The organism is Kitasatospora sp. NPDC058243, from assembly GCF_042882025.1.
Lineage (GTDB): Bacteria > Actinomycetota > Actinomycetes > Streptomycetales > Streptomycetaceae > Kitasatospora.
On record NZ_JBHVWW010000026.1, the window covers coordinates 19,977 to 41,861 of the forward strand.

The following is a 21,885-nucleotide window of genomic DNA, read 5'->3' on the forward strand; positions in this document are numbered from 1 at the left end:
GAGGGGGGGGGGGGGCTGAAGAAGGGGGAAAAAGAACGAGGAGGCGTTGGGGGGGGGGGGGGGGGGGAAAGGGGGGGAGGGGGCTTTCCCCCTCGACGCCGCCTGGCCGACCCTCCAGGTAGGCGTGTTGCGGGGCGAAGACCTTGAACGAGGCGGGTTCGCCGAGGGCGGGCAGCAGCACCCGGGAGAACTCGAACGGGACGGGCGCGCCGAGCCGGCCGGGCGCCACCTTGACGTGCTCGCCCGCGCCCTCCAGGTTCTCCACCACGTAGGTGGCGGAGGTGCTGAAGTTGGACAGCCGCCAGTAGTCCTCGGCGGCGGTGACCTCCCCCGCGCGCCGGGAGACGCCCTGGTCGGGCAGCGGGATGGGGGCCGGGCGGCCGGGCTCGCCGCGCCCGAACACCGCGACCTCGCCGGGGCCCATCCACAGCAGGCCGGGCGGTTCGCCGGGTGCCATCACGGGCCCCCGGTCGGGCAGTTGCACGATGACCGTGTCCACGCAGACACCTCCGTGGTTCGGGTCGATGCTAACGGCCCGATTCACCCCGACGGCAGTTCGCCACTCGGACGAGTGAAGGGACACCGCCAACCCGGGCCGGGCGTCGCCGAGTTGCCCGCAGGCCTCCCACCTGGCGGTCCGTCGACCGCCCGACAGGCGGTTGCAGCACGTAGTTGAATGGTCACCTTGAGTGTGACGCAACACACACACGACATGACCACGTTCTGTGCAAGACTCATCTCAAGGAGTGAGATCCCCTTAATTTCCAAGGAGGTTCATATCATGCGCGCTCGGATCGCAGCTGTGACGATGATGGTGGCAGGGATAGCAGGCCTGGCGGCCGGACCGGCCATCGCGGCCCCGGCGACGACCGAGAACGAAGCGGTGGCCTGCGCCGCCGTGCTCAACACGCCCTGCATCTCGCACCAGCACGACGGCGAGGGCTTCTTCGGCGTCGCCCAGGTCTCCGCCGACTCGCGCCAGTTGACGATGGTTCAGGTCGAGGTGCGGACCCAGAAGGCCTGGGGCAGCCCGTGGGAGACGGTCGCCTCCGCGACCACCGTGCGCCTGGGCTCCGCGAAGGCGGTCACCCCGCGCGTCGTCACCACCGACCTGCGGATCATCTGCGCCACCGCCGGCCCGGCGCTGGAGGCGACCCGGCAGGTCACTACCTGTACCAACCCGTTCTGACGGGCGGCTCCCGACCCGTCCTGACGGACTGCGCCGCTCCACCAGCACCGAGGTCCTCGATCGACCCGACCCGATCCACCCCACCCGCCGGGGCGTCCGCGCCCCGGCTCCCGGGCAGGGCCTAGGGCCGGCCGCCAGCGCACCCGGCGGCCGGCCCGTCGGCATGTGCAGCCCCGCAGAGCGGCTCCGACCAGGGCCCGAGTGGACCTGGGGCACCCGTTCACGGCAAACTGGTCTAGACCTCAAGGGTCTAGACCAAGCACCCGGCTCAGAACGGTGGACCAGTATGGAAATCGTGATCGTCCCTGACGCCTCAGCGGCCGGCGAACTCATCGCCGCGGCGATCACCGATCTGCTGACCGGCAAGCCCGAGGCCCTGCTCGGCGTGGCGACCGGCTCGACGCCGCTGCCGATCTACCAGGCCCTCGCCGAACGGGTCCGCGACGGCCGGCTCGACGCCTCCCGGGCGCGCATCTGCCAGCTCGACGAGTACGTCGGCCTGCCCGCCGGCCACCCCGAGTCCTACCGCTCGGTGGTGCTGCGCGAGGTCGTCGAGCCGCTGGGCCTGACCGAGGACTCCTTCCTCGGCCCGGACGGCAACGCGACGGACATCGCCGCGGCGGCCGCCGCCTACGACCGCGCGCTGGCCGCGGCCGGCGGCGTGGACCTCCAGCTGCTCGGCATCGGCACCGACGGTCACATCGGCTTCAACGAGCCCTGCTCCTCGCTGGCCTCCCGGACCCGGATCAAGACGCTCACCCGGCAGACCCGCGAGGACAACGCCCGGTTCTTCGACAGCCTCGACGAGGTCCCGCACCACGTCATCACCCAGGGCATCGGGACCATCCTGGAGGCGCGCCACCTCGTCCTGCTCGCCACCGGCGAGGCCAAGGCCGAGGCCGTCGCCCTCTCCGTCGAGGGGCCGCTGTCCGCCGCCGTCCCCGCCTCGGCGCTGCAGCTCCACCCCCACGCCACCGTGGTGGTCGACGAGGCCGCCGCCTCCGGCCTCAAGCTCGCCGACTACTTCCGCGACACCTACGCCGCCAAGCCGGCCTGGCAGAAGCTCTGAGGTCGGCGGGGCCGTTTTGGGGGGAGGCGCCTTTCCCACAGGCCCCAACCACCCTCCCTTTCCCCCCCACCCCCCGGTCCGCGCCCCCTTAGCCAGTCGCCGAAGGCCGCCAGGGCGGGGCCCGGATCGCGGCGCCCCAGGCCGATCCGGAAGCGGTCGGCGGGGGCGGGCGTCAGGTCGGAGTGGAACATGCTCGCGGGCAGCAGCAGGACGCCCGCCTGCTCGACCAGCGCGGTGCAGAAGTCCTCGACCCCGTCCGCCCCGAGGTAGCGCGGGTAGGCGACGCAGCCGCCGTCCGGGGCGCGCCACTCGAAGAGGTCGCCGAACTCGGCGAAGAACGCGTCGAACCGCGGCAGGTTCTCCGCGATGATCGCGCGGTTGCGCGCCAGGACCTGCTCGCGGGCGTTGATCGCGATCCGGGCCAGCACCTCGCTCGGCGCCGAGTTGCAGATCGTGGTGTAGTGCTTGGCCCGCTCCAGCCGGGAGCGCAACTCCCGGTCGCGGCAGGCGATCCAGCCGATCCGCAGGCCGGGCAGGCCGAGCGACTTCGAGGTGACGTTGAGCGAGAGGGCGCGCGCGGAGAGGTCGGCGGCCTGCGGCAGCGCACGGGCCGGGTCGCGCTCCAGACCGCGGTAGACCTCGTCGGAGAAGAGCCGGATGCCGCGCTCGTCGCACAGCTCCACCAGCCGCGTGAAGTCGGCCGCGTCGATGACCTTGCCGGTCGGGTTGTGCGGGAAGTTCACCGACAGCACCCGGGTGTTCGGGCGCAGTGCGGCCGTGACCGCGTCGAGGTCGAGCGCCCAGTCGTCCTTCTCGTCCAGGGCGACGCCGGTCACCTCGCAGAGCGAGAGCGGGATGGTCTCGGCGGACTGGTAGTTGGGGGTCACCACCACGGCGTGGTCGCCCCGGTCGAGGAGCACCTGCATGGCGAGGTTGAGGCCCTCCTGCGCGCCACCGAAGCAGAGCACGTCGTCGGCGTCGACCTCCTGATACATCCCGGCGATGGCGCGGCGCAGCTCCGGATCGCCGTAGGTATCGGTGTAGCCGAGGGCGAGGCCGTCCCAGGCCCGGCGGTCCTCGGGGCCGGCCAGGGCGAGGAGTTCGGCCATCGTCATGGTCTGGGCGTCGGAGGCGGCGAGGTGGTGGCGGGCGCTGAACTCCCAGCGCGAGAAGTAGGTTTCGAGCCGGAAGTCGGGGAGCCTGGTCATCTCTCTGTCACTCGCTCTCGTCGGCGCCGGCGTCGGCGTCTGTGTCGGGGTGCCGGGGCTCGGGGGCCTGCTTGAGCTCGGCGAGCAGGGTGTAGGCGGTCGAACGGGAGACCCGCAGTGCGGTGGCGACGGCCGGGACGGCGCGGCGGACGGCGAACACCCCGGCCTGGTCGAGTTCGCGCAGGACGGCGAGCCGGTCCTCGCGGCCGAAGCGTTCGAGCGGGCGGCCGTGCGCGCGGACGTAGCCGCCGATCACGTCGTTCATCCGCTCCGTCCAGTCGCGTTCGAAGAGCGGTTCGGGGCGGGGCGCGGTGGGCGCGGCGAAACCCGCCAGCAGGGCGGCGGCGTGCTCCAGCGGGCCCCGGTCGAGGTTGACGCAGAGCACCGCCGAGGGCCGTCCGGCATCGTCGCGCAGCACGGCGCTGACGGAGGAGAGCCGGCGCCCGTCGGGCAGCAGCTTCTCGTAGGGCCCGTAGACGTCGGGGGCGGACGGGTCGAGGGTGTCCAGTTCGCCGAGCAGCGACGGGTCGCCGGGGGTGCGGGGGGTCATCGGGTTCCAGATGGCCAGCACCTGGTCGGCGGTGGCGTCGTGCAGCACCACCTCGGCGTACGGCCCGAGCAGCAGGGCCACGGCGCGGCAGACCGGTGTCCAGGTCCGGACGCGCGGGTCGGGGGTTTCGGTGGTCATGTTCGGACTGTACGTCCAGACCAGACGTTTGGTCCAGATCTTTCGTTCAGGCGTTTCCTTGAGGCGTTTCCTTCAGACGTTTCGTCCGGCCGTCCGGGCATCCGGCGCCTGCGGCGACGACGAAGGCCCCGCCGTGACGCCGGCGGGGCCCTCGGAGCTCGGGGAGGGTCAGTGGCAGGTGATCAGCAGTCCGAGGACGGCGGTGCAGCTGCGGGTGTCCCGGCTGGTGGCCGGGGTCGGGTCGGCGGGCACGCCCGCGGTGCGGGCCACCGTGACGTCGAAGCTGCGGATCAGGCTGAGCAGGCCGACCGAGATCGAGAAGTGCCGGGTGGTGCTCGCCCCCTTGGCGAGCGGCCCGGTGAGCTTGCAGGTGAGCTTGGTGCCCGCGATGGTGCAGTCGCTGGAGGTCGCCGCGAGGCCGGCCGGGAGGTCGGCGGAGACGGTGCCCGAGGTCAGCGTGTCGGGGCCCTGGCCGGTCAGCGTGACGGTGTAGTCGACCCGGCCGCTCAGCAGGTTGGACACCGGCGTGGCGGTCAGGGCGACGCCGAGGTGGGCGCTGGGGGCCGTGTAGCTGAAGCGGTCGGCGGCGACGGCGGCGCTGGTGCCGCCGGGCGCGGTGACCCGGACGTCCACCGGCCCGGTCACCGTGGTGGCGGGGGCGGTGGCGGTGCAGCTGGTCTTGGTGCAGTTGAAGGCGGTGGCGGCGCCCGCCGCGCCGAAGGTCACGGCGGTGGCGCCGTTCAGGTCGGTGCCGGTGACGGTCACCGTCGTGCCGCCGACCCCCGAGCCGCCGGACGGGCTGATCCCGGTGACGGCCGGGACGGGCAGCGGGAAGTCGAGCACGTCGACGGCGCCGCCGGTGAAGTCGGTGAGGTAGCCGCGCCGACCGTCGCCGGTGATCGCCAGGCTGTACGGGCTCGCGCCGACCGGGACGGTCGCGGTGACCGTCCGGCTGGCGGTGTCCACCACGCTGACCGTGTTGTCGGCGTAGTTGGAGACGTACGCCGCGCTGCCGTCCGGGGCGAGCGAGACGGCGTACGGGCCGGCGCCGACGGCGACGGTGCCGACGAGCGTGTTGCCGGTGGTGTCGACCACGCTCGCGGTGGCGTCGTCGGCGTCGGCGGCCCACAGCCGGGTGCCGTCCGGGCTGAGCGCGAGGCCGAAGACGCTGTGGCCGACGGGAACGGTGGCGCTCACCGTGCTGCTCGCGGTGTCGATCACGTTCACCGCCTTCGCACCGGAGGCGGCGACGTAGAGCCGCTTGCCGTCCGCCGAGACGGCCAGCCCGTGCGGTTCGGCGCCGACCGGGACGGTGGCGGTGACCGTGTTGGTGGTGGTGTCCAGCACGCTCACCGTGTTGGCCCCGGCGTTGCCGACGTAGGCGCGCGAGCCGTCCGCGGAGAGCGCGAGGCCCCACGGCTGGGCGCCGACCGGGACGGTGGCCGTCACGGTGTTGCTCGTGGTGTCCACGACGCTGACGGTGCCGTCGAGGTGGTGGGTCAGGTACGCCCGGTGCCCGTCGGGGGACAGGGCGACCGCGTAGGAGCCGGTGCCGGCGGTGAAGGTGGCGGCCACCGTGTTGCTCGTGGTGTCCAGCACGCTCACGGTGCCGCTGCTCTGGCTGGTCACGTAGGCGTGGCCGCCGTCCGGCGTGAGCGCCACGCCCGCCGGGTAGGGCGCCACCGGCACGTGCGCCTTGACGGTCGGCGGCGGTGTGGCGGCCTCGGCGGTGGCGGGCTGCGACAGCAGTGCGGCCGTGACCGCGGCTATCGCGGTCACGGCCGTCCAGGTGCGCCCGGGTGCGCGACGTGTTCTCACGAGTCTCTCCAGCATGGTCGGTCAAGGGATGCAACGCCGGTCGCTCCAGCCCCCTGCGGATCCGGAGCCGCACGAAGCGTAGAAGCCGGTATGACCATCCGTCAGGGACTGATCGGTAATGTCGCCAACTGTTCAGATTCGACCGAGATTCGGACAGCAGCAGCCCCGCCCCCCTCCCCGTCGCGACCGGGGGTCGGCCTGGGGCCGGGCGCGGGCCGGGCGTGGGCTGGTCGGGACCGGTCGGGGGCGGGGCGTGCAGGAAATTGGAGTTGTGGAGTCGTATTCGATAGCGTTTCGAACGTGAGGCTGACCAAGAGCACCGACATCGCCCTGCGGATCGCCATGCGGCTGGCCGTCCTGAGCGAGGACGCCAACCCGACCACCCGCGAGGTGGCCGAGGCGGTCGGCGTGCCGTACACCCACGCGGCGAAGGTGGTCAGCCGCCTGCAGCACCTCGGGGTGGTGGAGGCCCGGCGCGGACGCGGCGGCGGGCTGCTGCTCACCTTCGCCGGCCGGACCGGCTCGCTCGGCCTGCTCCTGCGCGAGCTGGAGGGGGTCGGCGACGTGGTCGGCTGCGAGGACGACCCGCCGTGCCCGCTGCGGGCCGCGTGCCGCCTGCGCGGTGCGCTGCGGACCGCCCAGGAGGCGTTCTTCGCCGCGCTCGACCCGCTCAGCATCGACGACCTGGTGGCCGCGCCCACCGGGCCCGTACTGCTCGGCCTCACCACCAGACCCACCGCCTGATCCCCCACTCCCCATCCCCGGGGCCGGGCTCACGCACGGCCTTTAATGCGAATCTCACATACCAATTAGGAGCCGGACTGATGCTGTCCGCCAAGTCCGCCGAGGTCATCGAGGCCACCCTGCCCGTCGTGGGCGGCGCCATCGGGGACATCACCCCGCTCTTCTACGACCGGCTGTTCGCCGCCCACCCGGAGCTGCTGCGCGACCTGTTCAACCGCGGCAACCAGGCCAACGGCACCCAGCGGCAGGCGCTCGCCGGGTCGATAGCCGCCTTCGCCGGCGCACTGGTCGCGCACCCCGACCAGCGGCCGGACGCGATGCTCGCCCGGATCGCCCACAAGCACGTCTCCGTCGGAATCGACAGCAGCCAGTACCGGATCGTCCACGAGCACCTCTTCGCCGCCATCGTCGACGTGCTCGGCGAAGCCGTCACCCCCGAGGTCGCCGCCGCCTGGGACGAGGTGTACTGGCTGATGGCCAACGCCCTCGTCGCCGTCGAGGACCGGCTGCGCGCCGAGGCCGCCGCCGGCGGCGACCAGGCCGACCTCTGGCGCCCCTACACCGTCGTCGCCCGCTACCAGGAGACCGACACCGTCACCACCTTCCTGGTGCGCCCCGCCGACGGCGGCCCCGTCCCCGCCGCCCGACCCGGCCAGTACGTCTCGGTGCGCACCGAACTGCCCGACGGCGCCCGGCAGATCCGCCAGTACAGCCTCTCCGGCACCGCCGACGGCGCGCTGCGCTTCACCGTCAAGCGCGAGCCCGGCGGCGAGGTCTCCGCCCACCTGCACGACCACCTGCACACCGGCGGCCTCGTCCACCTCGCGCCCCCGCTCGGCGACATCGCCCTCGCCGACGGCGACGGGCCGGTGCTGCTCGCCTCCGCCGGCATCGGCAACACCCCGATGACCGCCATGCTCGACCACCTCGCCGCCACCGGCTCCCCCCGGCAGGTCGTCTCGGTGCACGGCGACCGCGACCAGCTCACCCACGCCTTCCGCGCCGACCTCGCCCAGCTCACCGCCAAGCTGCCGAACGCCACCGCCCACGTCTTCTACGAGCGGCCGCTCGGCGACTGGCCCGCCGAGCGCACCGGCCTGGTCGACCTCTCCACCGTCGACGTCCCGGCCGGCACCACCGCCTACCTGTGCGGCCCGCTGCCCTTCCTGCGCGCCGTCCGCGAGCAGCTCCTCACCGCGGGCGTCCCGGCGGCGGACATCCACTACGAGGTGTTCGGCCCCGACCTCTGGCTCGCCTGAGACCCCCTGAGGTCCCCGACATCCCCCGGCCCGCTCGGTACGATCACGAGCGGGCCGGCCGGTGTCGCCGGACGAAAGGAGGGCCGATGCGGGTCGCACTGTTCGCCACCTGCGTCAACGACGCGCTGTTCCCCGCCACGGCGGTCGCCACCGTCCGGCTGCTCGAACGCCTCGGCGTGACCGTGGACTTCCCCGCCGGGCAGACCTGCTGCGGGCAGCCGCAGTACAACACCGGCTACCGGCGGGCGTGCGAGCCGCTGCTGCGGCGCACCGCACGGGCCTTCGCCGGGTACGAGCACGTGGTGACGCCCTCCGGATCGTGCGTGGCCATGGTCCGGGACAACTACCCGCGGATCGGAGCCCGGGCCGCCGCCGACGGCCGGGGCGGCGAACTCGACTCCATGGCCGCCTCGTTGACGCCCCGGGTGTACGAACTGACCGAGTTCCTCACCGATGTGCTCGGCGTCGAGGACGTCGGCGCGCACTTCCCGCACACCGTCACCTACCACCCCTCCTGCCACGGCCTGCGGGTGCTCGGCCTCGGCGAACGGCCGCTGCGGCTGCTGCGCGCCGTCCGGGGACTGGAACTGGTCGAACTGCCCGGCGCCGAGGAGTGCTGCGGCTTCGGCGGCACCTTCGCCGTCAAGAACGCGGCCGTCTCGGCGGCCATGGCCGAGGACAAGATCGCCCACGCGCTCGGCACCGGCGCCCAAGTCCTGTGCGGCGCCGACAACTCCTGCCTGCTGCACCTCGGCGGCACGCTGCGCCGCCGGGGCGCGGCACTGCGCCCGCTGCACCTGGCGGAGATCCTCGCCAGCACCGAGGAACACCCGTGGAGGCCCGCATGACCGGCACCTTCCTCGGCATGCCCGCCTTCCCGCAGGCGACCTCTGCGCAGGCGACCTTCCCGCAGGCCGCGGCGGAGGCCGTCCAGGACGAGCGGCTGCGCGCCAACCTGCGGCACGCCACCCACACCATCCGGGACAAGCGGGCCCGCGCCGTCGCCGAACTCGACGACTGGGCCGAACTGCGCGCCGCCGGCAAGGCGATCAAGGACCACACGCTGCGCCATCTCGACCGCTACCTCGTCCAGTTGGAGGAGGCCGTCACCGCGGCCGGCGGCATCGTGCACTGGGCGGCCGACGCCGAGGAGGCCAACCGGATCGTCGCCGACCTGGTCCGTGCCACCGGCGAAACGGAGGTCGTCAAGGTCAAGTCGATGGCCACCCAGGAGATCGGACTCAACGAGGCGCTCGCCGCCGAGGGGATCACCGCCTACGAGACCGATCTCGCCGAGCTCATCGTGCAGTTGGGCGACGACCGGCCCTCGCACATCCTGGTGCCCGCGATCCACCGCAACCGCGCCGAGATCCGGGAGATCTTCGCCGAGCGGATGGCCGCCTGGGGCCGCCCCGCGCCCGAGGGCCTGACCGACTCCCCCGCCGAACTCGCCGAAGCGGCCCGGCTGCACCTGCGGGAGAAGTTCCTGCGCGCCCGGGTCGCGGTCTCCGGCGCCAACTTCATGGTCGCCGAGACCGGCACCCTGGTGGTCGTCGAGTCCGAGGGCAACGGCCGGATGTGCCTCACCCTGCCGCGCACGCTGATCTCCGTCGTCGGGATCGAGAAGGTCGTGCCGACCTGGCAGGACCTGGAGGTCTTCCTGCAACTGCTCCCCCGCTCCTCCACCGCCGAGCGGATGAACCCGTACACCTCGCTGTGGACCGGCACCACGGAAGGCGACGGCCCGTCCGCCTTCCACCTCGTGCTGCTCGACAACGGGCGCACCGCCGCGCTCGCCGACCAGGTCGGCCGCCAGGCGCTGCGCTGCATCCGCTGCTCGGCCTGCCTCAACGTCTGCCCGGTGTACGAGCGGGCCGGCGGCCACGCCTACGGCTCGGTCTACCCGGGCCCGATCGGCGCCATCCTGACACCCCAACTGCGCGGCACCACCAGCCCCTTGGACGCCTCGCTGCCGTACGCCTCCTCGCTCTGCGGGGCCTGCTACCAGGTCTGCCCGGTGGCGATCGACATCCCCGAGGTGCTGGTGCACCTGCGCGAGCGGGTCGCCGAGCAGGGCGGACACCCGCTGGAGCGGGCCGCGATCGCGGCCGCCGGGTACGTGCTCGACCACCCGGCGGCGCTCGCGGCCGCCGAGCGGCTCGCCGGGCGCACCCGCGCGCTGCACCCGCGTCGGCTGCCCGGCCCGGGCCGGGCCTGGACCGACACCCGGGACCTCCCGGAGGTGCCCGCCGAACCGTTCCGCGACTGGTGGCGAAGGAACCGCTCATGACCGCACGGGAGTTCATCCTCGCCCGGATCCGCGCCGCACTCGCCGACCCCGCCCCCGGCCCTGACCCTGGCCCGGACCGGGACCCCGATCGGGACCGGGCAGCGGAGGAGCCGGTCGCCCGGGACTACCTGCGTACGCACAGTCCGGACGATCCGGCGGCCCTGCTCGACCTGCTGCACCACAACCTGGCCGACTACCGGGCCCGGGTACACCGCTGCACCGAGGCCGAACTGCCCGCCGTCCTGGCCCGGTTGCTGGCCGAACGCGGCAGCCGCACGGTCGCCGTGCCGCACGGCCTGCCGCCCGCCTGGCTCAGTGCCACCGCCGTCACGGCCGTCCCCGACGACGGCACGCTCACCGCCGCCCGGCTCGACGCCGTGGACAGCGTCGTCACCGGCTGCGCGCTCGCGATCGCCGAGACCGGGACGATCGTGCTGGACGCCGGACCGGGCCAGGGGCGGCGGCTGCTCACCCTCGTCCCGGACCACCACGTGTGCGTCGTCCGGGCGCCCGGGCAGGTCGTCGCCTCCGTGCCGCTCGCACTGCCCCGGCTCGACCCGGCCCGCCCGCAGACCTGGATCTCCGGGCCGTCCGCGACCAGCGACATCGAGCTCGACCGGGTCGAGGGCGTGCACGGCCCGCGCACCCTGGAGGTGCTGCTGGTCGAGGGCTGACCGGACCGCCGCGGCTCAGCTCATCGTCACGACGCTGTACCTGTCGTCCTGCGAGCTGTCCCAGGCGACCTGCACCCGGCAGTCGACCGGCCGCCCGGAAGCGGCCAGCCCCTGCCCCGCGATGGCCGCCGTCGGGTCGGCCAGCGTGCTGAACAGGCCGCCCGCCGGCGGGGCGCCGCCCGGTGCGAAGCCCAGGTCCGCGGGCGCGACGGCCGTGGGGTAGAACACCGCCCGGCCCGTGATCGTGTACGTCCCCCGGGTGGTGTCCTTGCGCTTGCGTCCGGGGATGACCGAGCACAGCGAGAAGGTGTCCTCGGCGCCGTCCGAGACGTTGCCCGCCGCGTCCACCGTCCACAGCTCCCAGTAACGGGCGACCGTGGCGTGGGCGCTCGACCCCTTCGCGGTGATGTACGAGTCGATCCGGCTGCCCGACATCGCGTTCCAGTTTGTGCCGTCCCACTCCTCCACGGCGAAGACGCGGTTGATCTCCTGGATGATGACGCCCTGCTGGGGCGCGGCGACGCTCAACTGCCGCCTGCGCTCGAAGTAGCCGCACTCGCCTTCCAGGTCGTCGGCCGTCAGGTGGGTGAGCGCGATCTGCGTCGCCGGCCCGGCCCCGGGTGTGGGGGCCCGCTGGACCGGCACCCCCGCGCCGCCGGAGGCCTCCTGGCCGTGCCGCTGCTGCTCGACCAGCCGGGCCACCGCGGCGTTGCCGAGGGTGCGTTGCAGGGGCAGGGCCGTCGAAGGGGACAGCGGGCCGGCGACCGCGGCCTCCCGGGTGCCCTCGGCCGGGAGGTCCGCGCTCCGGCGCTCGGGCGCCGCCCTGCGCCGCCGCGCCGCCTCGTCCTCGGATGTGGACGCCTGATCGCGCATGTGGCCCTCCCGTCGGCACGGCACCGCCCCGGATGCCCTGACCAAGCTCTACCGGACGGCGGGGCGGCCGGGAAGGTCCGCGAGGGCAGTGCGGAGGGCAGCGCCGACGGCAGGGCCGGGCTCAGGCCTGCCGCAGCTCCAGCGTGCAGCACTTGGCTCCGCCGCCGCCCTTCAACAGCTCCGAGACGTCCACCGGGACCGGCTGGTAGCCGTGCTCGACGAGCCGCCCGGCCAGGTGTTTCGCCGCCTCGGGCAGCAGCACCCGGCGCCCGTCCGAGACCGCGTTGAGGCCGAACACCTCGGCGTCGGCCCGGTCGGCGAGGATCGCGTCCGGGTACAGGGTGCGCAGCACGGCCCGGCTGTCGGCGTCGAAGGCCTCCGGGTAGTACATGACGTGGTCGTCGGCGAGCACGGCCAGCGCCGTGTCCAGGTGGTAGAAGCGCGGGTCGACCAGGGTCAGGCCGACCACCGGGACGCCGAAGAACTCGCCCGCCTCGGCGTGCGCGGCCCGGGAGGTGCGAAAGCCCGTCCCGGCGAGCACCCGGCCGCCGGCCACCAGGTGGTCGCCCTCGCCCTCGTTGACGTGCCCGGCGCGCTGCACCTCGCGGTAGCCGTGCGAGCGGAACCAGGCCTGGTAGGCCTCGGACTCGGCGGCCCGCTCCGGGTAGCGGAAGGTCGCGACCAGCGCCCGGCCGTCCAGCACGGTCGCGCCGTTGGCGGCGTAGACCATGTCGGGCAGGCCGGGCACCGGGTCGATCAGCTCGACGGTGTGGCCGAGGCGGCGGTACAGCCAGTACAGCCGCTCCCACTGGCGGACGGCGAGCGCGGTGTCGGTGGGCTGTGCCGGGTCCATCCACGGGTTGATCGCGTAGTCGACGGTGAAGTACGTCGGCCGGCACATCAGGTAGCGCCGCGGCCTGGCGGTGCGCTCCGGGGTCTGCGTGGGCATTCCTCAACCGTCCTCGGGTGCAGGGGAGTTCGGGGATTCCGTTCCCCAGGCCGCTGCCCCGGCAGGGCTGTTCGCACACCCGCGCGGGCGCCCCCGGCGGGCGCAGGCCCCCGCGCACCCGGCGCGGGCTCCGGCGCACGCGCGGCCGAGCGCCATGGGGACGGACCGCGTCGAGCACCATCGGGGCGGACCGCGTCGAGCGTCACCGGCAGGCCGCGCCGAACGTCACGAGCGGGCCGTCACCAGCAGACCGTCACCAGCGGACCGCGCCGAAGTCCACCGGCGCGGGCCGCAGGCCCCGACAGCGGTCGGCGAGCGCCCGCAGCCGGGCCGCCGCCTCCTCGGCGGGCATCCGGTGCCGCTGGCCGTGGCCGGGCAGCAGCCACTCGAAGCGCAGCGCGTCCAGGCTGCGGTCCAGCGAGGCGGAGAGCTCCTCGATCGAGTACCAGGTGACGGTGTCGTACACCTCCAGGTCACCGGTGGTGCGGGACCAGTACAGGGTGTCGCCGGTGAAGCAGTACCGCTCGTCGACCAGGTAGAGCACGCTGCCGCGGGTGTGGCCCGGGAAGGGGTGGGCGGTGACGCCGGGGGCGACCTCCACCGGTTCGACGCCGTGCAGCACCCGGTCGGCGTCGGGCGCGGCGTCCAGGTCGCCCTCGTGGATCCAGAGCCGGGCGCCGAGCCGGTCGGCGTACGCCCGGCCGTGCGCCGCGTGGTCGCGGTGCGTCAGCAGGATGTCGGTGACCGGGCCGAGGGCCTCGTACCGGGCCGCGAGCGGCTCGGCGTAGCGGGGCGTGTCGACCATCAGCCAGCCCGTGGGTCGGCGGCAGAGGTAGGAGTTGGCCCCGGCGTTGTGGCGGGAGTTGTGGCCGAGCAGCAGCAGGCCGTCGTCGAGGGCCAGCGGGAAGGGGTCGGTGGCCGGGTCGAGCGGGCCGGTGCCCGGCCGGATGGAGCGGGTGGGGCAGGCGTGGGCGGCGGCGAGCAGCTGGCCGTGCTCGGCCTCGTCGCGCGGCTGGCGGACCAGCTCGGAGCGGCCGGCGCGCTCACGGATCAGTCCTGGCGCGAGCTGCCGGGCCACGTCGCAGTTGGTGCAGCGGTCGTCGACGGACCACTGCCCGGGCAGGCCGGAGGTCGGATTCAGAGCCATGGATGTCTTCCCCCTGGAAGGACGGCGGCCGGGCCGGCCGCGCCCTTCGAGCATCGGCCGGGCGGGCCCAAAAGCGGAAGGGGGGCGGGATCTTGTGGTTTCCGGGGGCCGCCGCTCTGCACTCCGGCTGTATTCCGGGTGGGGCACGTGGCCCATCTCACGTACCGCCGGGGTCACCTACGGTGGCGTAGGTCACTTGAATGGGTGAACTATCTCCTTCATGCCGAACCTCCAGGAGACCCTTGACCTCAGTTCGTATGCCGCCCTCGGCGACAGCTTCACCGAGGGCCTGAACGACCCCGGTGCCGACGGCGCCTTCGCCGGCTGGGCCGACCGCCTGGCCGGGCTGCTCGCCGACGGACGGCCGCCGGGCGGGTTCCGCTACGCCAACCTGGCGGTGCGCGGCCGACTGCTGGACCAGATCATGGCCGAGCAGGTGCCGCAGGTCCGCCGGCTCCAGCCCGACCTGGCCACCTTCTGCGCCGGCGGCAACGACATCCTGCGGCCCGGCAGCGACCCGGACGAGGTCGCCGAGCGCTTCGAGGCGGCCATCGTCCAACTCACCGCCTCCGCCGGGACGGTGCTGATCTGCACCGGCTTCGACACCCGGGACGTGCCGCTGTTCAAGCACCTGCGCGGCAAGATCGCCACGTACAACGGGCACATGCGGGCGGTCGCCGACCGCAACGGCTGCAAGGTGGCCGACCTGTGGTCGCTGCGCGCCGTCCAGGACCGCCGGGCCTGGAGCGAGGACCGGCTGCACCTCTCCCCCGAAGGCCACCAGCGGGTCGCCCTGCTGGCCGCCCGTTCCCTGGGGCTGCGCACCGAGCAGGACCCGGAGGCGCCCTGGCCGACCACCCCGGAGCTGTCCGCCGCCGACCAGCGGCGCGAGAACCTCCAGTGGGCCCGCGAGTACCTGCTGCCCTGGGTCGGCCGACGGCTGCGCGGGGAGTCCTCGGGGGACCACGTCGAGGCCAAGCGGCCTGATCTGCTTCCGCTCTGACGTCGCGTCAGGCGGCACCGGGCGCTGCGGTCCTCCTCGCAGCCCTTGCGGCCCTTGCGGTCCACGCGGCCTTCGCGGTCCGCAGCACCCGGTGCACCAGCGCGGCGAACGCGGCGCCGACCAGGTACCAGAACAGGTCCGGCGGGTTGAACGTCGACCCCAGCACCAGCCGGGCCAGCCCGCTGCGCCGCCCCAACTCGTCGGGCACACCAGTGATCTGGAACAGCTCCACCGCCCAGCTCAGTCCCGCCGCCACCACCACCGCCCGCCCCGGCCGCACCCTGGGCGCGACCAGCACCACCAGCGCGTACACCAGCACCGTGTAGAGCGCGTCCCCGGCGTACTTGGCGACGTCCCCGCCCAGCCCGGCCCGCACGCCCAGCCCGGCCGCCACCGTCGCCCCGGCCGCCAGCAGCGGCACCGCCCGCACCCGCAGGCGCCCCCAGAGATCATCCACCCGCCCCACCCTACGACCCGACCGCCGGCCACCGGCGTCCGGTGCCGGGGCTGGCCCGGACGGGTGACTTCGCGCATCCGTGACGCCCGGGCGTCGTTGGCCGCTGCGTGACCGCACACCGAAGCCTGCTCCGCATGGCCGCCGCCGCCCTGTTCCTGACGGCCGCCGCCGCTCCCTCCGCCGGCGCCGCCGCCCCCGCGGCCCACCCCGCGCCGCGGATCGTCCGCGGCATCCTCGAACCCCCGGTGGCCGTCGACCAGTTCCCGCCCCAGGTCGAGGAGGCGTGCCAGATCTGGCACGACCTGCACTGGCCGACCGCGAACGCTCCTCGGGACTACCCGGTGGCCGACTCCCCCTTCGTGATCCGCGGCAGCAACGTCTACGGCAACCGCAGTGGCGACCTCCCCCAGGACGGCCACTACCGCGAGTACGACGTCAACCCGCGCTCGCCCGGCCAGCACCGCGACGCCGAACGCCTGGTGCGCGACCCCGCCGCCCAGCACGTCTGGTACAGCGACGACCACTACGCCAACTTCCGCGAGATCGGCTCGGGATGCTCCTGATCCGACCCCACGGACACCGCCCGCAGGCCGGGCCCGGGCACGTCACTCGCGTGACCACTCGGTCTCGGCCTCGGGCTCGCCGACGGCGTCGGACCCGCCCCAGACCCGGACCCTGACCGCCCGGGGCCCCGGGGCCGGTCGGGACAGCGTGCGCACGAACACCTCGCGGACGTGGTTGGCGGCCTGCTGGGGCGGCCCGTCGTACTCCAGGGGGTTCGGCATGGGCTCGCCGCCCTGCCGGGCCCAGTGGCCGTCGTCGTTCTGGGTCTCCAGGACCCATCGGTAGTGCCGCATCCTGACCTCCTCCGGCCCGGGGCCGATCCTCGGTGCTGTCCGGTCTGTGCAGTCCGGTCAGTGCAGTTCGGTCGTGGGCTCGGAACCGATGCCGGTGTCCAGGAGGATCTGCCGCGCCGAGTCGGTGCCGCCGGCCCGGACCGCGCGGGCCATCGAGGCCAGGGCCGCTTCCCGGCCCGCCTGCGGCGGAACCACGAGCAGACTGAAGTGATCGCGGTCGCCCCGCGTGACGATCACCGTGTCGTCGCCGACCGGATACCGGTCGATGCGCACCGACCGGCCGTCGACGACGATCCGGGCCGGCACCTCGTCCCAGGCGTCCGCGTCCAGGCCCACGCTCACCACGGGGCCGAGATGTTCGGTCAACGCGCCGACCAGGCCGGGCAGTTCGGCGCCGATGTTCCGTGACCGCGGCCACCAGGCGCCATCGAGTGCGCCCTCGCGGGACCGCGTGGTCTCCAGGCGCAGCAGGACCGTCCCCGGTTTCACCGCCTGCCGGAAGCGGTCCGGCAGAAGCCCTGAGTGCGGGGCACCGGCATCGTCCGACATGGCTCGCCGCCTCTCCGCGGGCGCGGATCGGGCCCGCTGAACGGGGCCGACTCTTCGGTTCCGGCAACTGGGCCGCCCCGCCCTCCCACGGTACTCCGACCGCACCGGGGCCGAACGGGCGCCGGCGGACGCCCGCGCGGGAGGGCGCGGTCCTGCTCGACGACCCGGCGGCGGTCCTGCGCCACCGGGAGCCGCGATGCATAACACTGTGTGTCGTGTCGAATACGAAGAATGACGACGGTGGCGCCGGGGCGGGCGGCGCACCCAGTCCCGACGCCACGCTGCCGGTCCTCGACCGGCAACAGGTCGGGGTACTGCGCCGGGTGGGCCGGGAATGGGGCCGGGCGGCCGGGGATCCGCAGGCGTGGCGCCGGGCGCTGCCGGTGGACCCGGAGCTCGGCCGCTTTCCGGCCTCCTCCGAGATCCGGCCGGTGCGCTTCGGCCGCTTCGTGCGGGTGGCCACGGTCGGCGGGCAGCCGCCGGTCGAGGCGGGCGGAAAGGACACCCCGACCTCCCGACTCGGCCGGGCGGGCGCCGGGGTCAGGCACGTGCTGCTCGGGGCCCCGCTGCGCAGTACCGCGATCGCGCACGAGCGGATGCGCAAGCTGGTGGCGCTGCCGGTGCTCTCCGCCGACGCGCTCTCGTCCGTCGCCTACGGGCCCGAGGCGATGCTGGCCGTCCTGGTCCTGGCGGGCACCGCCGGCCTGCGCTACTCGGTCCCCATCGCCGCGACGATCGCGTTCCTGATGCTGGCGGTCGGGGTGTCCTACCGTCAGACGATCCGCGCCTACCCGCACGGCGGCGGCTCGTACATCGTCGCCACCGCGAACCTCGGCCGCCTCCCCGGGCTGGCGGCGGCCGCCGGTCTGATGACGGACTACATCCTCACGGTCGCGGTCTCGATCGCCTCCGGCATGGAGGCCGTCACCTCGGCGATCCCCTCGCTGCGGGGCGACGCCGTGCCGATCGGCCTCGCCGTGATCGGCGTGCTGCTCGCCGGGAACCTGCGCGGCGTACGGCAGGCGGGCGTCCTGTTCGCCGCACCGACCTACGCCTTCGTCGTCGCCGTCCTCGCCCTCATCGCCTTCGGCCTGTACGACGCGGCCGGCCACGGCTTCCAGCCCACCGCGACTCCGCAGTCGACCGCGACCGAGGAGGTCGGCGTGCTCCTGGTCCTGCGCGCCTTCGCCTCCGGCTCGACGGCGATGACCGGCATCGAGGCGATCTCCAACGCCGTCCCGGCCTTCCAGCCCACCGAGTGGCGCAACGCCCGTACCACCCTGACCTGGATGGTCGGCCTGCTGATCGTGCTCTTCGCCGGCACGGTCGCGCTGGTCCACCTCGACGGCGTCGTCCCCGACGCCCAGGAGACAGTGCTGTCGCAACTCGCCCACCGCGCCTTCGGCCCGGGCTTCGGCTACGTCTTCACCCAGGCCGCCACGGCCGCGATCCTGCTCCTGGCGGCCAACACCGCCTACAACGACTTCCCCCGCGTCCTCTACCTCCTGGCACGCGACAACCAGGCGCCGCGGATCTTCCTGCGGCTGGGCGACCGGCTGGCCTTCAGCAACGGCATCGTCGTGCTCTCGGTCGCCGCGGCCGCGATCTACGCGGCGTTCGACGGCATGACGGCGCCGCTGATCCCGCTGTACGCGGTCGGCGTGTTCCTCGCCTTCACGCTGTCGCAGACCGGGATGGTCGTGCACTGGTGGCGCCTGCGCGACCGCCACTGGCGCAAGAGTCTGATCTTCAACGCCGTCGGCGCGCTGCTCTCGGCGATCGTGCTCGTCACCGCCGCGATCACGAAGTTCACCTCGGGCGCCTGGTTCGCCGCGCTCGTGGTGGGCCTGTTCATCCTGGTGGCCACCAGGATCCGGCACCACTACGAGCAGGTCGCCGCGGCGCTCGCCCTGCACCCGCACGCCGTCGAGGTCCCCGGCCGGGCCCTCACCCGGCCGCGCCCACGGGACGGCGCGCCCGCACCCTCCGCGGAGGCGAAAGCGGAGGGTGAGCGCGAGGCGGAGAGCGAGGCCGAGAGCGAGGAGACTCCCGAGGAGATCCACCCCCTGCTGATCGTGCCGATCGCCGCACTGGACCTGGCCGGCATGCGCGCCCTCGCCTACGCCGCCTCGCTCCGCCAGCCCGTCCTCGCCCTGCACATCAGCGCCAGCGAGGAGGAGGCCCGGCGCTTCCGCGCGTACTGGAACCTGTGGGGCGACCACCTGCCCCTGAAGATCCTCCTCTCCCCCTACCGCACGATCGTCGCGCCCCTGGTCAACTACATCGAGTCCCTGCACGACCAGCGCCCGGACCTCACCCTGACCGTCGTCCTCCCGGAGATCGTCGTGCGGCACCGGCGCCACCGCCTCCTGCACAACCGACTCGCACCCCGCCTGCGCAGGGCGCTCCGCCCACTGCCGAAGATCGTCGTCACCACCGTCCCCTTCCACGTCTGAGGCCTGTCCGGGTGTCCGCACCCGGACCGCTACGCGCCGGCGGGCCAGGAGGCGGCGCGGCTTCGGGCGACGTCCGCCCGCCGGCCGACCTCGCCCTCGCCGGTGGCGGGCACGAGCGCCGAGGGCAGGACGTCGGTACCGGGTTCCGGTCCGGTCGCGCCGCGGCCCGGCTCCGGGGCGAGCAGTTCGCTCGCGGTCCGGATGTCGGCGGGGTCGGCCGCCCGCGACATCAGCCGCTCGGCGGTGACGGCGTCCGTCTCCGGCGGTACGACCAGCAGGTTCAGCCGCAACGGGGCGTACGAGCAGACCACGATCAGGTGCTCGTCCTGCTCGATGGTGAACCAGCCCACGTGGACGGTGTGCCCGGCGACCGGGGCCCGGTGCGGGACGATCGGCCACTGCGCGGGGTTCACGGTGACCCGGGTGACCCGCCCCCACGGACCGTCCAATGCGGCGGCGAGGGAGGGGAGTTCGAGGAGAAGGTCACGCGAGCGGGGCCACCAGGCGCCGTCCAGCCGACCGGGCCGGGTGCCCTCGGGTACCCGGGAGAGCCGTGCTGCGGGTTCCGGGGCGGTGGGCGTCATCGCGCGATCGAGGGTCGTGGTCATGATCGAAGACCTGTCCCCGGACCCGGCCTCGGGCCGGATCCGGCATCGCCGTTCGCCGGAGACGACGCCAGTTGTCTTGCCCGGCATGCGAGGTGCCTTCGGTGATGTCCAGGCTACTCTCCGCCAGGCCCGGACCTCGTATGGTCTGCCAGGATGGGCGTCCTCGACCCCGGGCGCGGCGAAAGGGCGGCACAGCGGTGGAACTCGACCCGAAGAGGCTGCTGATCCTGCGCCGGATCGCCGACGCCGGCAGCGTGGCGGGCGCCTCGCGTGCGCTGGGCCACACCCCCTCCGCGGTGTCCCAGCAACTGGGCCGGCTGGAACGCGAGGTCGGCGTCCCCCTGGTGGACCGCACCGGCGGACGGGCCGAACTGACCGCCGCCGGCCGCCTGTTGGCGGGCTACGGCGACCGGATCGGCCAGGCGCTCCAGGACGCCGCCCGCGACCTGCGCGCACTCGGCGCCGCCGCCGCCGGCCCGGTCGCCATCGGCGTGCCGCCGCCCGCCATCACGTTCTTCGCCACCACCGCCGTCCACCTGCTCGCCCGCACCCACCCCGACCTGGCCCCCCGCCTGGTGGAGACCGGACGGCAGGAGGGCCTGCGCGCGCTGCGCCTGGGCGAACTGGACGTCCTGGTCATCGAGGACGACCGGCAGGAGCCCACCCCGCTGCCGCCCGGCGTCGAGGCGAGCGTCATGTTCGAGGACGCCTACCGCCTGGTCGTCCCCTCCGACTGGACCCCGCCCACCGACCCCGCCCAGCTGTCCGGCCGCCCCTGGATCGCCGCCCCGGCCGGCTCACCCCGGCAGCTGGCCTTCCGACGCCTGGCCGCCCGGCACGACATCGTGCCCCTGGTCGAGCACACCGCCCGCTACCGCTTCGCCGTCTACACCATGCTCGCCGCCCGTCTGGGCGCGGCGATCCTGCCCGCGAACGCCGCCGCCCTGATCGGCCCGGCCGCCGGCACCGTCACCACGCTGCCGGTGCCGGGCGCCTACCTGGTGCGCCTGCTGCGCCGCACCGGACCGTGGGGGGCGCCGCCGGCGGTGCGGGTGGCGGCCGAGGCGCTGCAGAGCGCACTGCTGGCGGCGAGCGAGCGGCTGGCGGCCCAGGGCCTGACCGAGAGTGAGCCGCGCGTGAACGGCCACCTGGTCGACCCCAGCGAGCCGAGCGCACCCGCCGGCCCGCACGCCGGCCCGCCCGTCGCAACGCCGTAAGCACTGCTGAACGCCGGGGGTGAGCGCCGCTTGCTGGTGCCCGGCCCGGCCCTCTGCCAGCGTGGCCGGGTGACCACCATCGCGGACGAGCGACCCCCCGCCCCTCCTCCTACCCCCTCCGGCGGGCTGCGCCGCCGGGCGCGCGCCGCCACGCGCCTGCTCCAACGGGCGGCCTGGGCCACCACGCTGGTCGGCGCGGTGACGACGGCCTGCACGTCGTGGGGATCCACGCCCTGGTACGCCGGCTGGATCGGCGCGGCCGGTGCGGCGGCACTCGCGGCGCTGGCCTCGCCGGTGCGGCTGGCCCTGGGCGAGAGCCCGCGCTCCGGCTCCGCCTCCGCCCTGTTCCACGCCGCCATGCTCGCCCTGATGGTCTGCGCCTTCGCCGGCTGCTTCGCCTTCTCCCTCAGCGGCTGGTTCCACGAGCACGACCGCGACCTGCACGCCACGCTGCGGGTGTCCGCCACCGTCACCGGCTGCCACAGCAGCGGTGACACCAGCACCGAGTGCACCTTCCTCTGGACGGCGGACGGGCACGAGTACCGCGCCGCCGAGGGCACGGACGTGCAGTGGCCCGACGGGCACCGGGTCGACGTACGGATCGATCCCGCCCACCCGCAACGGGATCCCGTCACCGACGGCGGCTACTGGCCACTGTGGATCGCGGTCGTCGTGGGCGGGCTCGGCATCCCGTTCAGCCTGTGCGTCTGGTGGGTCCTGGAGGAGGCCGCGAACTACTGACGCCGCGCCGAGGCGGGCCCGGCGGGTACGGGTGTCAACCAAAGGACCATCCCGATCTCCGCCTCCGAGCCGACCGGAACGCCCTCTTC

At 74.1% G+C, this 21,885-nt stretch carries 22 protein-coding genes and 1 pseudogene; 12 read left to right on the forward strand and 11 right to left on the reverse strand.

Annotated elements, in window-relative coordinates:
- A pseudogene (locus ACFVX9_RS18840) lies at positions 1 to 499 on the reverse strand (serine/threonine protein kinase); the annotation flags it as partial.
- Between the two features lie 282 nt (positions 500 to 781).
- Between ACFVX9_RS18840 and ACFVX9_RS18845 the strand changes: the two are divergent.
- Both ACFVX9_RS18845 and ACFVX9_RS18850 read left to right on the forward strand, forming a co-directional pair.
- Positions 782 to 1,189, forward strand: a complete 408-nt coding sequence (locus tag ACFVX9_RS18845; protein ID WP_380339484.1) for a hypothetical protein — start codon at positions 782 to 784, stop codon at positions 1,187 to 1,189.
- Positions 1,190 to 1,475: 286 nt separating this feature from the next.
- Entirely contained in the window at positions 1,476 to 2,258 is a 783-nt protein-coding gene (locus tag ACFVX9_RS18850; protein WP_063350602.1) for a glucosamine-6-phosphate deaminase, read from the forward strand.
- Here the strand turns inward: ACFVX9_RS18850 and ACFVX9_RS18855 are convergent.
- The 3 genes from ACFVX9_RS18855 to ACFVX9_RS18865 all read right to left on the reverse strand — a co-directional run bounded on the left by ACFVX9_RS18855 (position 2,225) and on the right by ACFVX9_RS18865 (position 5,972).
- Positions 2,225 to 3,466, reverse strand: coding sequence for an aminotransferase class I/II-fold pyridoxal phosphate-dependent enzyme (locus ACFVX9_RS18855; protein ID WP_387982586.1), 1,242 nt, complete (start codon positions 3,464 to 3,466; stop codon positions 2,225 to 2,227). The two genes, ACFVX9_RS18850 and ACFVX9_RS18855, sit on opposite strands and share 34 nt — an antisense overlap.
- Before the next feature lie 7 nt (positions 3,467 to 3,473).
- Complete coding sequence (locus ACFVX9_RS18860; RefSeq protein WP_380558097.1) at positions 3,474 to 4,154, reverse strand: transcriptional regulator; 681 nt, start codon at positions 4,152 to 4,154, stop codon at positions 3,474 to 3,476.
- A gap of 168 nt (positions 4,155 to 4,322) precedes the next feature.
- Positions 4,323 to 5,972: a beta-propeller fold lactonase family protein gene (locus tag ACFVX9_RS18865; protein WP_387982589.1), complete on the reverse strand. Its 1,650-nt coding sequence runs from the start codon at positions 5,970 to 5,972 to the stop codon at positions 4,323 to 4,325.
- Between the two features lie 300 nt (positions 5,973 to 6,272).
- Between ACFVX9_RS18865 and ACFVX9_RS18870 the strand changes: the two genes are divergently transcribed.
- The 5 genes from ACFVX9_RS18870 (at position 6,273) to ACFVX9_RS18890 (ending at position 10,939) form a co-directional block, all read left to right on the forward strand.
- On the forward strand, positions 6,273 to 6,716 hold the full coding sequence (locus ACFVX9_RS18870) for an Rrf2 family transcriptional regulator (RefSeq protein WP_363373506.1): 444 nt from the start codon (positions 6,273 to 6,275) through the stop codon (positions 6,714 to 6,716).
- A gap of 80 nt (positions 6,717 to 6,796) precedes the next feature.
- Positions 6,797 to 7,975, forward strand: coding sequence for a globin domain-containing protein (locus tag ACFVX9_RS18875; protein ID WP_363373508.1), 1,179 nt, complete (start codon positions 6,797 to 6,799; stop codon positions 7,973 to 7,975).
- Positions 7,976 to 8,061: 86 nt separating this feature from the next.
- Positions 8,062 to 8,823: a (Fe-S)-binding protein gene (locus ACFVX9_RS18880; RefSeq protein WP_380377064.1), complete on the forward strand. Its 762-nt coding sequence runs from the start codon at positions 8,062 to 8,064 to the stop codon at positions 8,821 to 8,823.
- A complete protein-coding gene (locus ACFVX9_RS18885; RefSeq protein ID WP_380425714.1) occupies positions 8,820 to 10,265 on the forward strand; it encodes a lactate utilization protein B in 1,446 nt (481 codons plus the stop codon). Before ACFVX9_RS18880 ends, ACFVX9_RS18885 begins: the two co-directional genes overlap by 4 nt.
- On the forward strand, positions 10,262 to 10,939 hold the full coding sequence (locus ACFVX9_RS18890) for a lactate utilization protein C (RefSeq protein WP_380482570.1): 678 nt from the start codon (positions 10,262 to 10,264) through the stop codon (positions 10,937 to 10,939). Before ACFVX9_RS18885 ends, ACFVX9_RS18890 begins: the two co-directional genes overlap by 4 nt.
- Before the next feature lie 15 nt (positions 10,940 to 10,954).
- Here the strand turns inward: ACFVX9_RS18890 and ACFVX9_RS18895 are convergent, their stop codons facing one another.
- The 3 genes from ACFVX9_RS18895 to ACFVX9_RS18905 form a co-directional block, all read right to left on the reverse strand.
- Entirely contained in the window at positions 10,955 to 11,812 is an 858-nt protein-coding gene (locus tag ACFVX9_RS18895; RefSeq protein ID WP_387982591.1) for a hypothetical protein, read from the reverse strand.
- A gap of 121 nt (positions 11,813 to 11,933) precedes the next feature.
- Positions 11,934 to 12,761, reverse strand: coding sequence for a dimethylargininase (gene ddaH / locus ACFVX9_RS18900; protein WP_387982593.1), 828 nt, complete (start codon positions 12,759 to 12,761; stop codon positions 11,934 to 11,936).
- 253 nt (positions 12,762 to 13,014) lie between these two features.
- Positions 13,015 to 13,908, reverse strand: coding sequence for an MBL fold metallo-hydrolase (locus ACFVX9_RS18905; protein WP_380377073.1), 894 nt, complete (start codon positions 13,906 to 13,908; stop codon positions 13,015 to 13,017).
- A 220-nt stretch (positions 13,909 to 14,128) separates the two neighbouring features.
- Between ACFVX9_RS18905 and ACFVX9_RS18910 the strand changes: the two genes are divergently transcribed.
- On the forward strand, positions 14,129 to 14,911 hold the full coding sequence (locus ACFVX9_RS18910; protein ID WP_363373517.1) for an SGNH/GDSL hydrolase family protein: 783 nt from the start codon (positions 14,129 to 14,131) through the stop codon (positions 14,909 to 14,911).
- Between the two features lie 7 nt (positions 14,912 to 14,918).
- Here ACFVX9_RS18910 and ACFVX9_RS18915 read toward each other — a convergent pair whose 3' ends face one another.
- Complete coding sequence (locus ACFVX9_RS18915) at positions 14,919 to 15,368, reverse strand: DUF2809 domain-containing protein (RefSeq protein WP_387982595.1); 450 nt, start codon at positions 15,366 to 15,368, stop codon at positions 14,919 to 14,921.
- A gap of 134 nt (positions 15,369 to 15,502) precedes the next feature.
- On the opposite strand from ACFVX9_RS18915, the gene ACFVX9_RS18920 reads away from it, so the two are divergent.
- Complete coding sequence (locus tag ACFVX9_RS18920; protein ID WP_387982597.1) at positions 15,503 to 15,931, forward strand: ribonuclease domain-containing protein; 429 nt, start codon at positions 15,503 to 15,505, stop codon at positions 15,929 to 15,931.
- 42 nt (positions 15,932 to 15,973) lie between these two features.
- Here the strand turns inward: ACFVX9_RS18920 and ACFVX9_RS18925 are convergent, their stop codons facing one another.
- A complete protein-coding gene (locus tag ACFVX9_RS18925) occupies positions 15,974 to 16,225 on the reverse strand; it encodes a hypothetical protein (protein ID WP_063350590.1) in 252 nt (83 codons plus the stop codon).
- Between the two features lie 57 nt (positions 16,226 to 16,282).
- On the reverse strand, positions 16,283 to 16,774 hold the full coding sequence (locus tag ACFVX9_RS18930) for a DUF5994 family protein (RefSeq protein WP_380377079.1): 492 nt from the start codon (positions 16,772 to 16,774) through the stop codon (positions 16,283 to 16,285).
- A 596-nt stretch (positions 16,775 to 17,370) separates the two neighbouring features.
- Between ACFVX9_RS18930 and ACFVX9_RS18935 the strand changes: the two genes are divergently transcribed.
- Positions 17,371 to 19,230, forward strand: coding sequence for an APC family permease (locus ACFVX9_RS18935; protein WP_380482651.1), 1,860 nt, complete (start codon positions 17,371 to 17,373; stop codon positions 19,228 to 19,230).
- A gap of 29 nt (positions 19,231 to 19,259) precedes the next feature.
- Here ACFVX9_RS18935 and ACFVX9_RS18940 read toward each other — a convergent pair whose 3' ends face one another.
- Positions 19,260 to 19,838 carry a DUF5994 family protein gene (locus tag ACFVX9_RS18940; protein ID WP_380482582.1) on the reverse strand — a complete coding sequence of 193 codons (579 nt, stop codon included), beginning with the start codon at positions 19,836 to 19,838 and terminating at the stop codon, positions 19,260 to 19,262.
- Positions 19,839 to 20,035: 197 nt separating this feature from the next.
- On the opposite strand from ACFVX9_RS18940, the gene ACFVX9_RS18945 reads away from it, so the two are divergent.
- Together ACFVX9_RS18945 and ACFVX9_RS18950 are read left to right on the forward strand one after the other, a co-directional pair.
- Positions 20,036 to 21,055: a LysR family transcriptional regulator gene (locus ACFVX9_RS18945; RefSeq protein WP_387982600.1), complete on the forward strand. Its 1,020-nt coding sequence runs from the start codon at positions 20,036 to 20,038 to the stop codon at positions 21,053 to 21,055.
- A 69-nt stretch (positions 21,056 to 21,124) separates the two neighbouring features.
- Positions 21,125 to 21,796: a DUF3592 domain-containing protein gene (locus ACFVX9_RS18950; protein WP_380377084.1), complete on the forward strand. Its 672-nt coding sequence runs from the start codon at positions 21,125 to 21,127 to the stop codon at positions 21,794 to 21,796.
- Positions 21,797 to 21,885: the final 89 nt, after the last annotated feature.

What these genes read in the sequence shown, in the direction of transcription:
- ACFVX9_RS18845 (WP_380339484.1), top strand. Translation starts at nt 782, where the DNA reads ATGCGCGCTCGGATCGCAGCTGTGACGATGATGGTGGCAGGGATAGCA.
- ACFVX9_RS18850 (WP_063350602.1), top strand. Translation starts at nt 1,476, where the DNA reads ATGGAAATCGTGATCGTCCCTGACGCCTCAGCGGCCGGCGAACTCATC.
- ACFVX9_RS18855 (WP_387982586.1), bottom strand. Translation starts at nt 3,466, where the DNA reads ATGACCAGGCTCCCCGACTTCCGGCTCGAAACCTACTTCTCGCGCTGG.
- ACFVX9_RS18860 (WP_380558097.1), bottom strand. Translation starts at nt 4,154, where the DNA reads ATGACCACCGAAACCCCCGACCCGCGCGTCCGGACCTGGACACCGGTC.
- ACFVX9_RS18875 (WP_363373508.1), top strand. Translation starts at nt 6,797, where the DNA reads ATGCTGTCCGCCAAGTCCGCCGAGGTCATCGAGGCCACCCTGCCCGTC.
- ACFVX9_RS18880 (WP_380377064.1), top strand. Translation starts at nt 8,062, where the DNA reads ATGCGGGTCGCACTGTTCGCCACCTGCGTCAACGACGCGCTGTTCCCC.
- ACFVX9_RS18885 (WP_380425714.1), top strand. Translation starts at nt 8,820, where the DNA reads ATGACCGGCACCTTCCTCGGCATGCCCGCCTTCCCGCAGGCGACCTCT.
- ACFVX9_RS18890 (WP_380482570.1), top strand. Translation starts at nt 10,262, where the DNA reads ATGACCGCACGGGAGTTCATCCTCGCCCGGATCCGCGCCGCACTCGCC.
- ACFVX9_RS18895 (WP_387982591.1), bottom strand. Translation starts at nt 11,812, where the DNA reads ATGCGCGATCAGGCGTCCACATCCGAGGACGAGGCGGCGCGGCGGCGC.
- ddaH (WP_387982593.1), bottom strand. Translation starts at nt 12,761, where the DNA reads ATGCCCACGCAGACCCCGGAGCGCACCGCCAGGCCGCGGCGCTACCTG.
- ACFVX9_RS18905 (WP_380377073.1), bottom strand. Translation starts at nt 13,908, where the DNA reads ATGGCTCTGAATCCGACCTCCGGCCTGCCCGGGCAGTGGTCCGTCGAC.
- ACFVX9_RS18910 (WP_363373517.1), top strand. Translation starts at nt 14,129, where the DNA reads ATGCCGAACCTCCAGGAGACCCTTGACCTCAGTTCGTATGCCGCCCTC.
- ACFVX9_RS18920 (WP_387982597.1), top strand. Translation starts at nt 15,503, where the DNA reads ATGGCCGCCGCCGCCCTGTTCCTGACGGCCGCCGCCGCTCCCTCCGCC.
- ACFVX9_RS18925 (WP_063350590.1), bottom strand. Translation starts at nt 16,225, where the DNA reads ATGCGGCACTACCGATGGGTCCTGGAGACCCAGAACGACGACGGCCAC.
- ACFVX9_RS18930 (WP_380377079.1), bottom strand. Translation starts at nt 16,774, where the DNA reads ATGTCGGACGATGCCGGTGCCCCGCACTCAGGGCTTCTGCCGGACCGC.
- ACFVX9_RS18935 (WP_380482651.1), top strand. Translation starts at nt 17,371, where the DNA reads ATGCGCAAGCTGGTGGCGCTGCCGGTGCTCTCCGCCGACGCGCTCTCG.
- ACFVX9_RS18940 (WP_380482582.1), bottom strand. Translation starts at nt 19,838, where the DNA reads ATGACCACGACCCTCGATCGCGCGATGACGCCCACCGCCCCGGAACCC.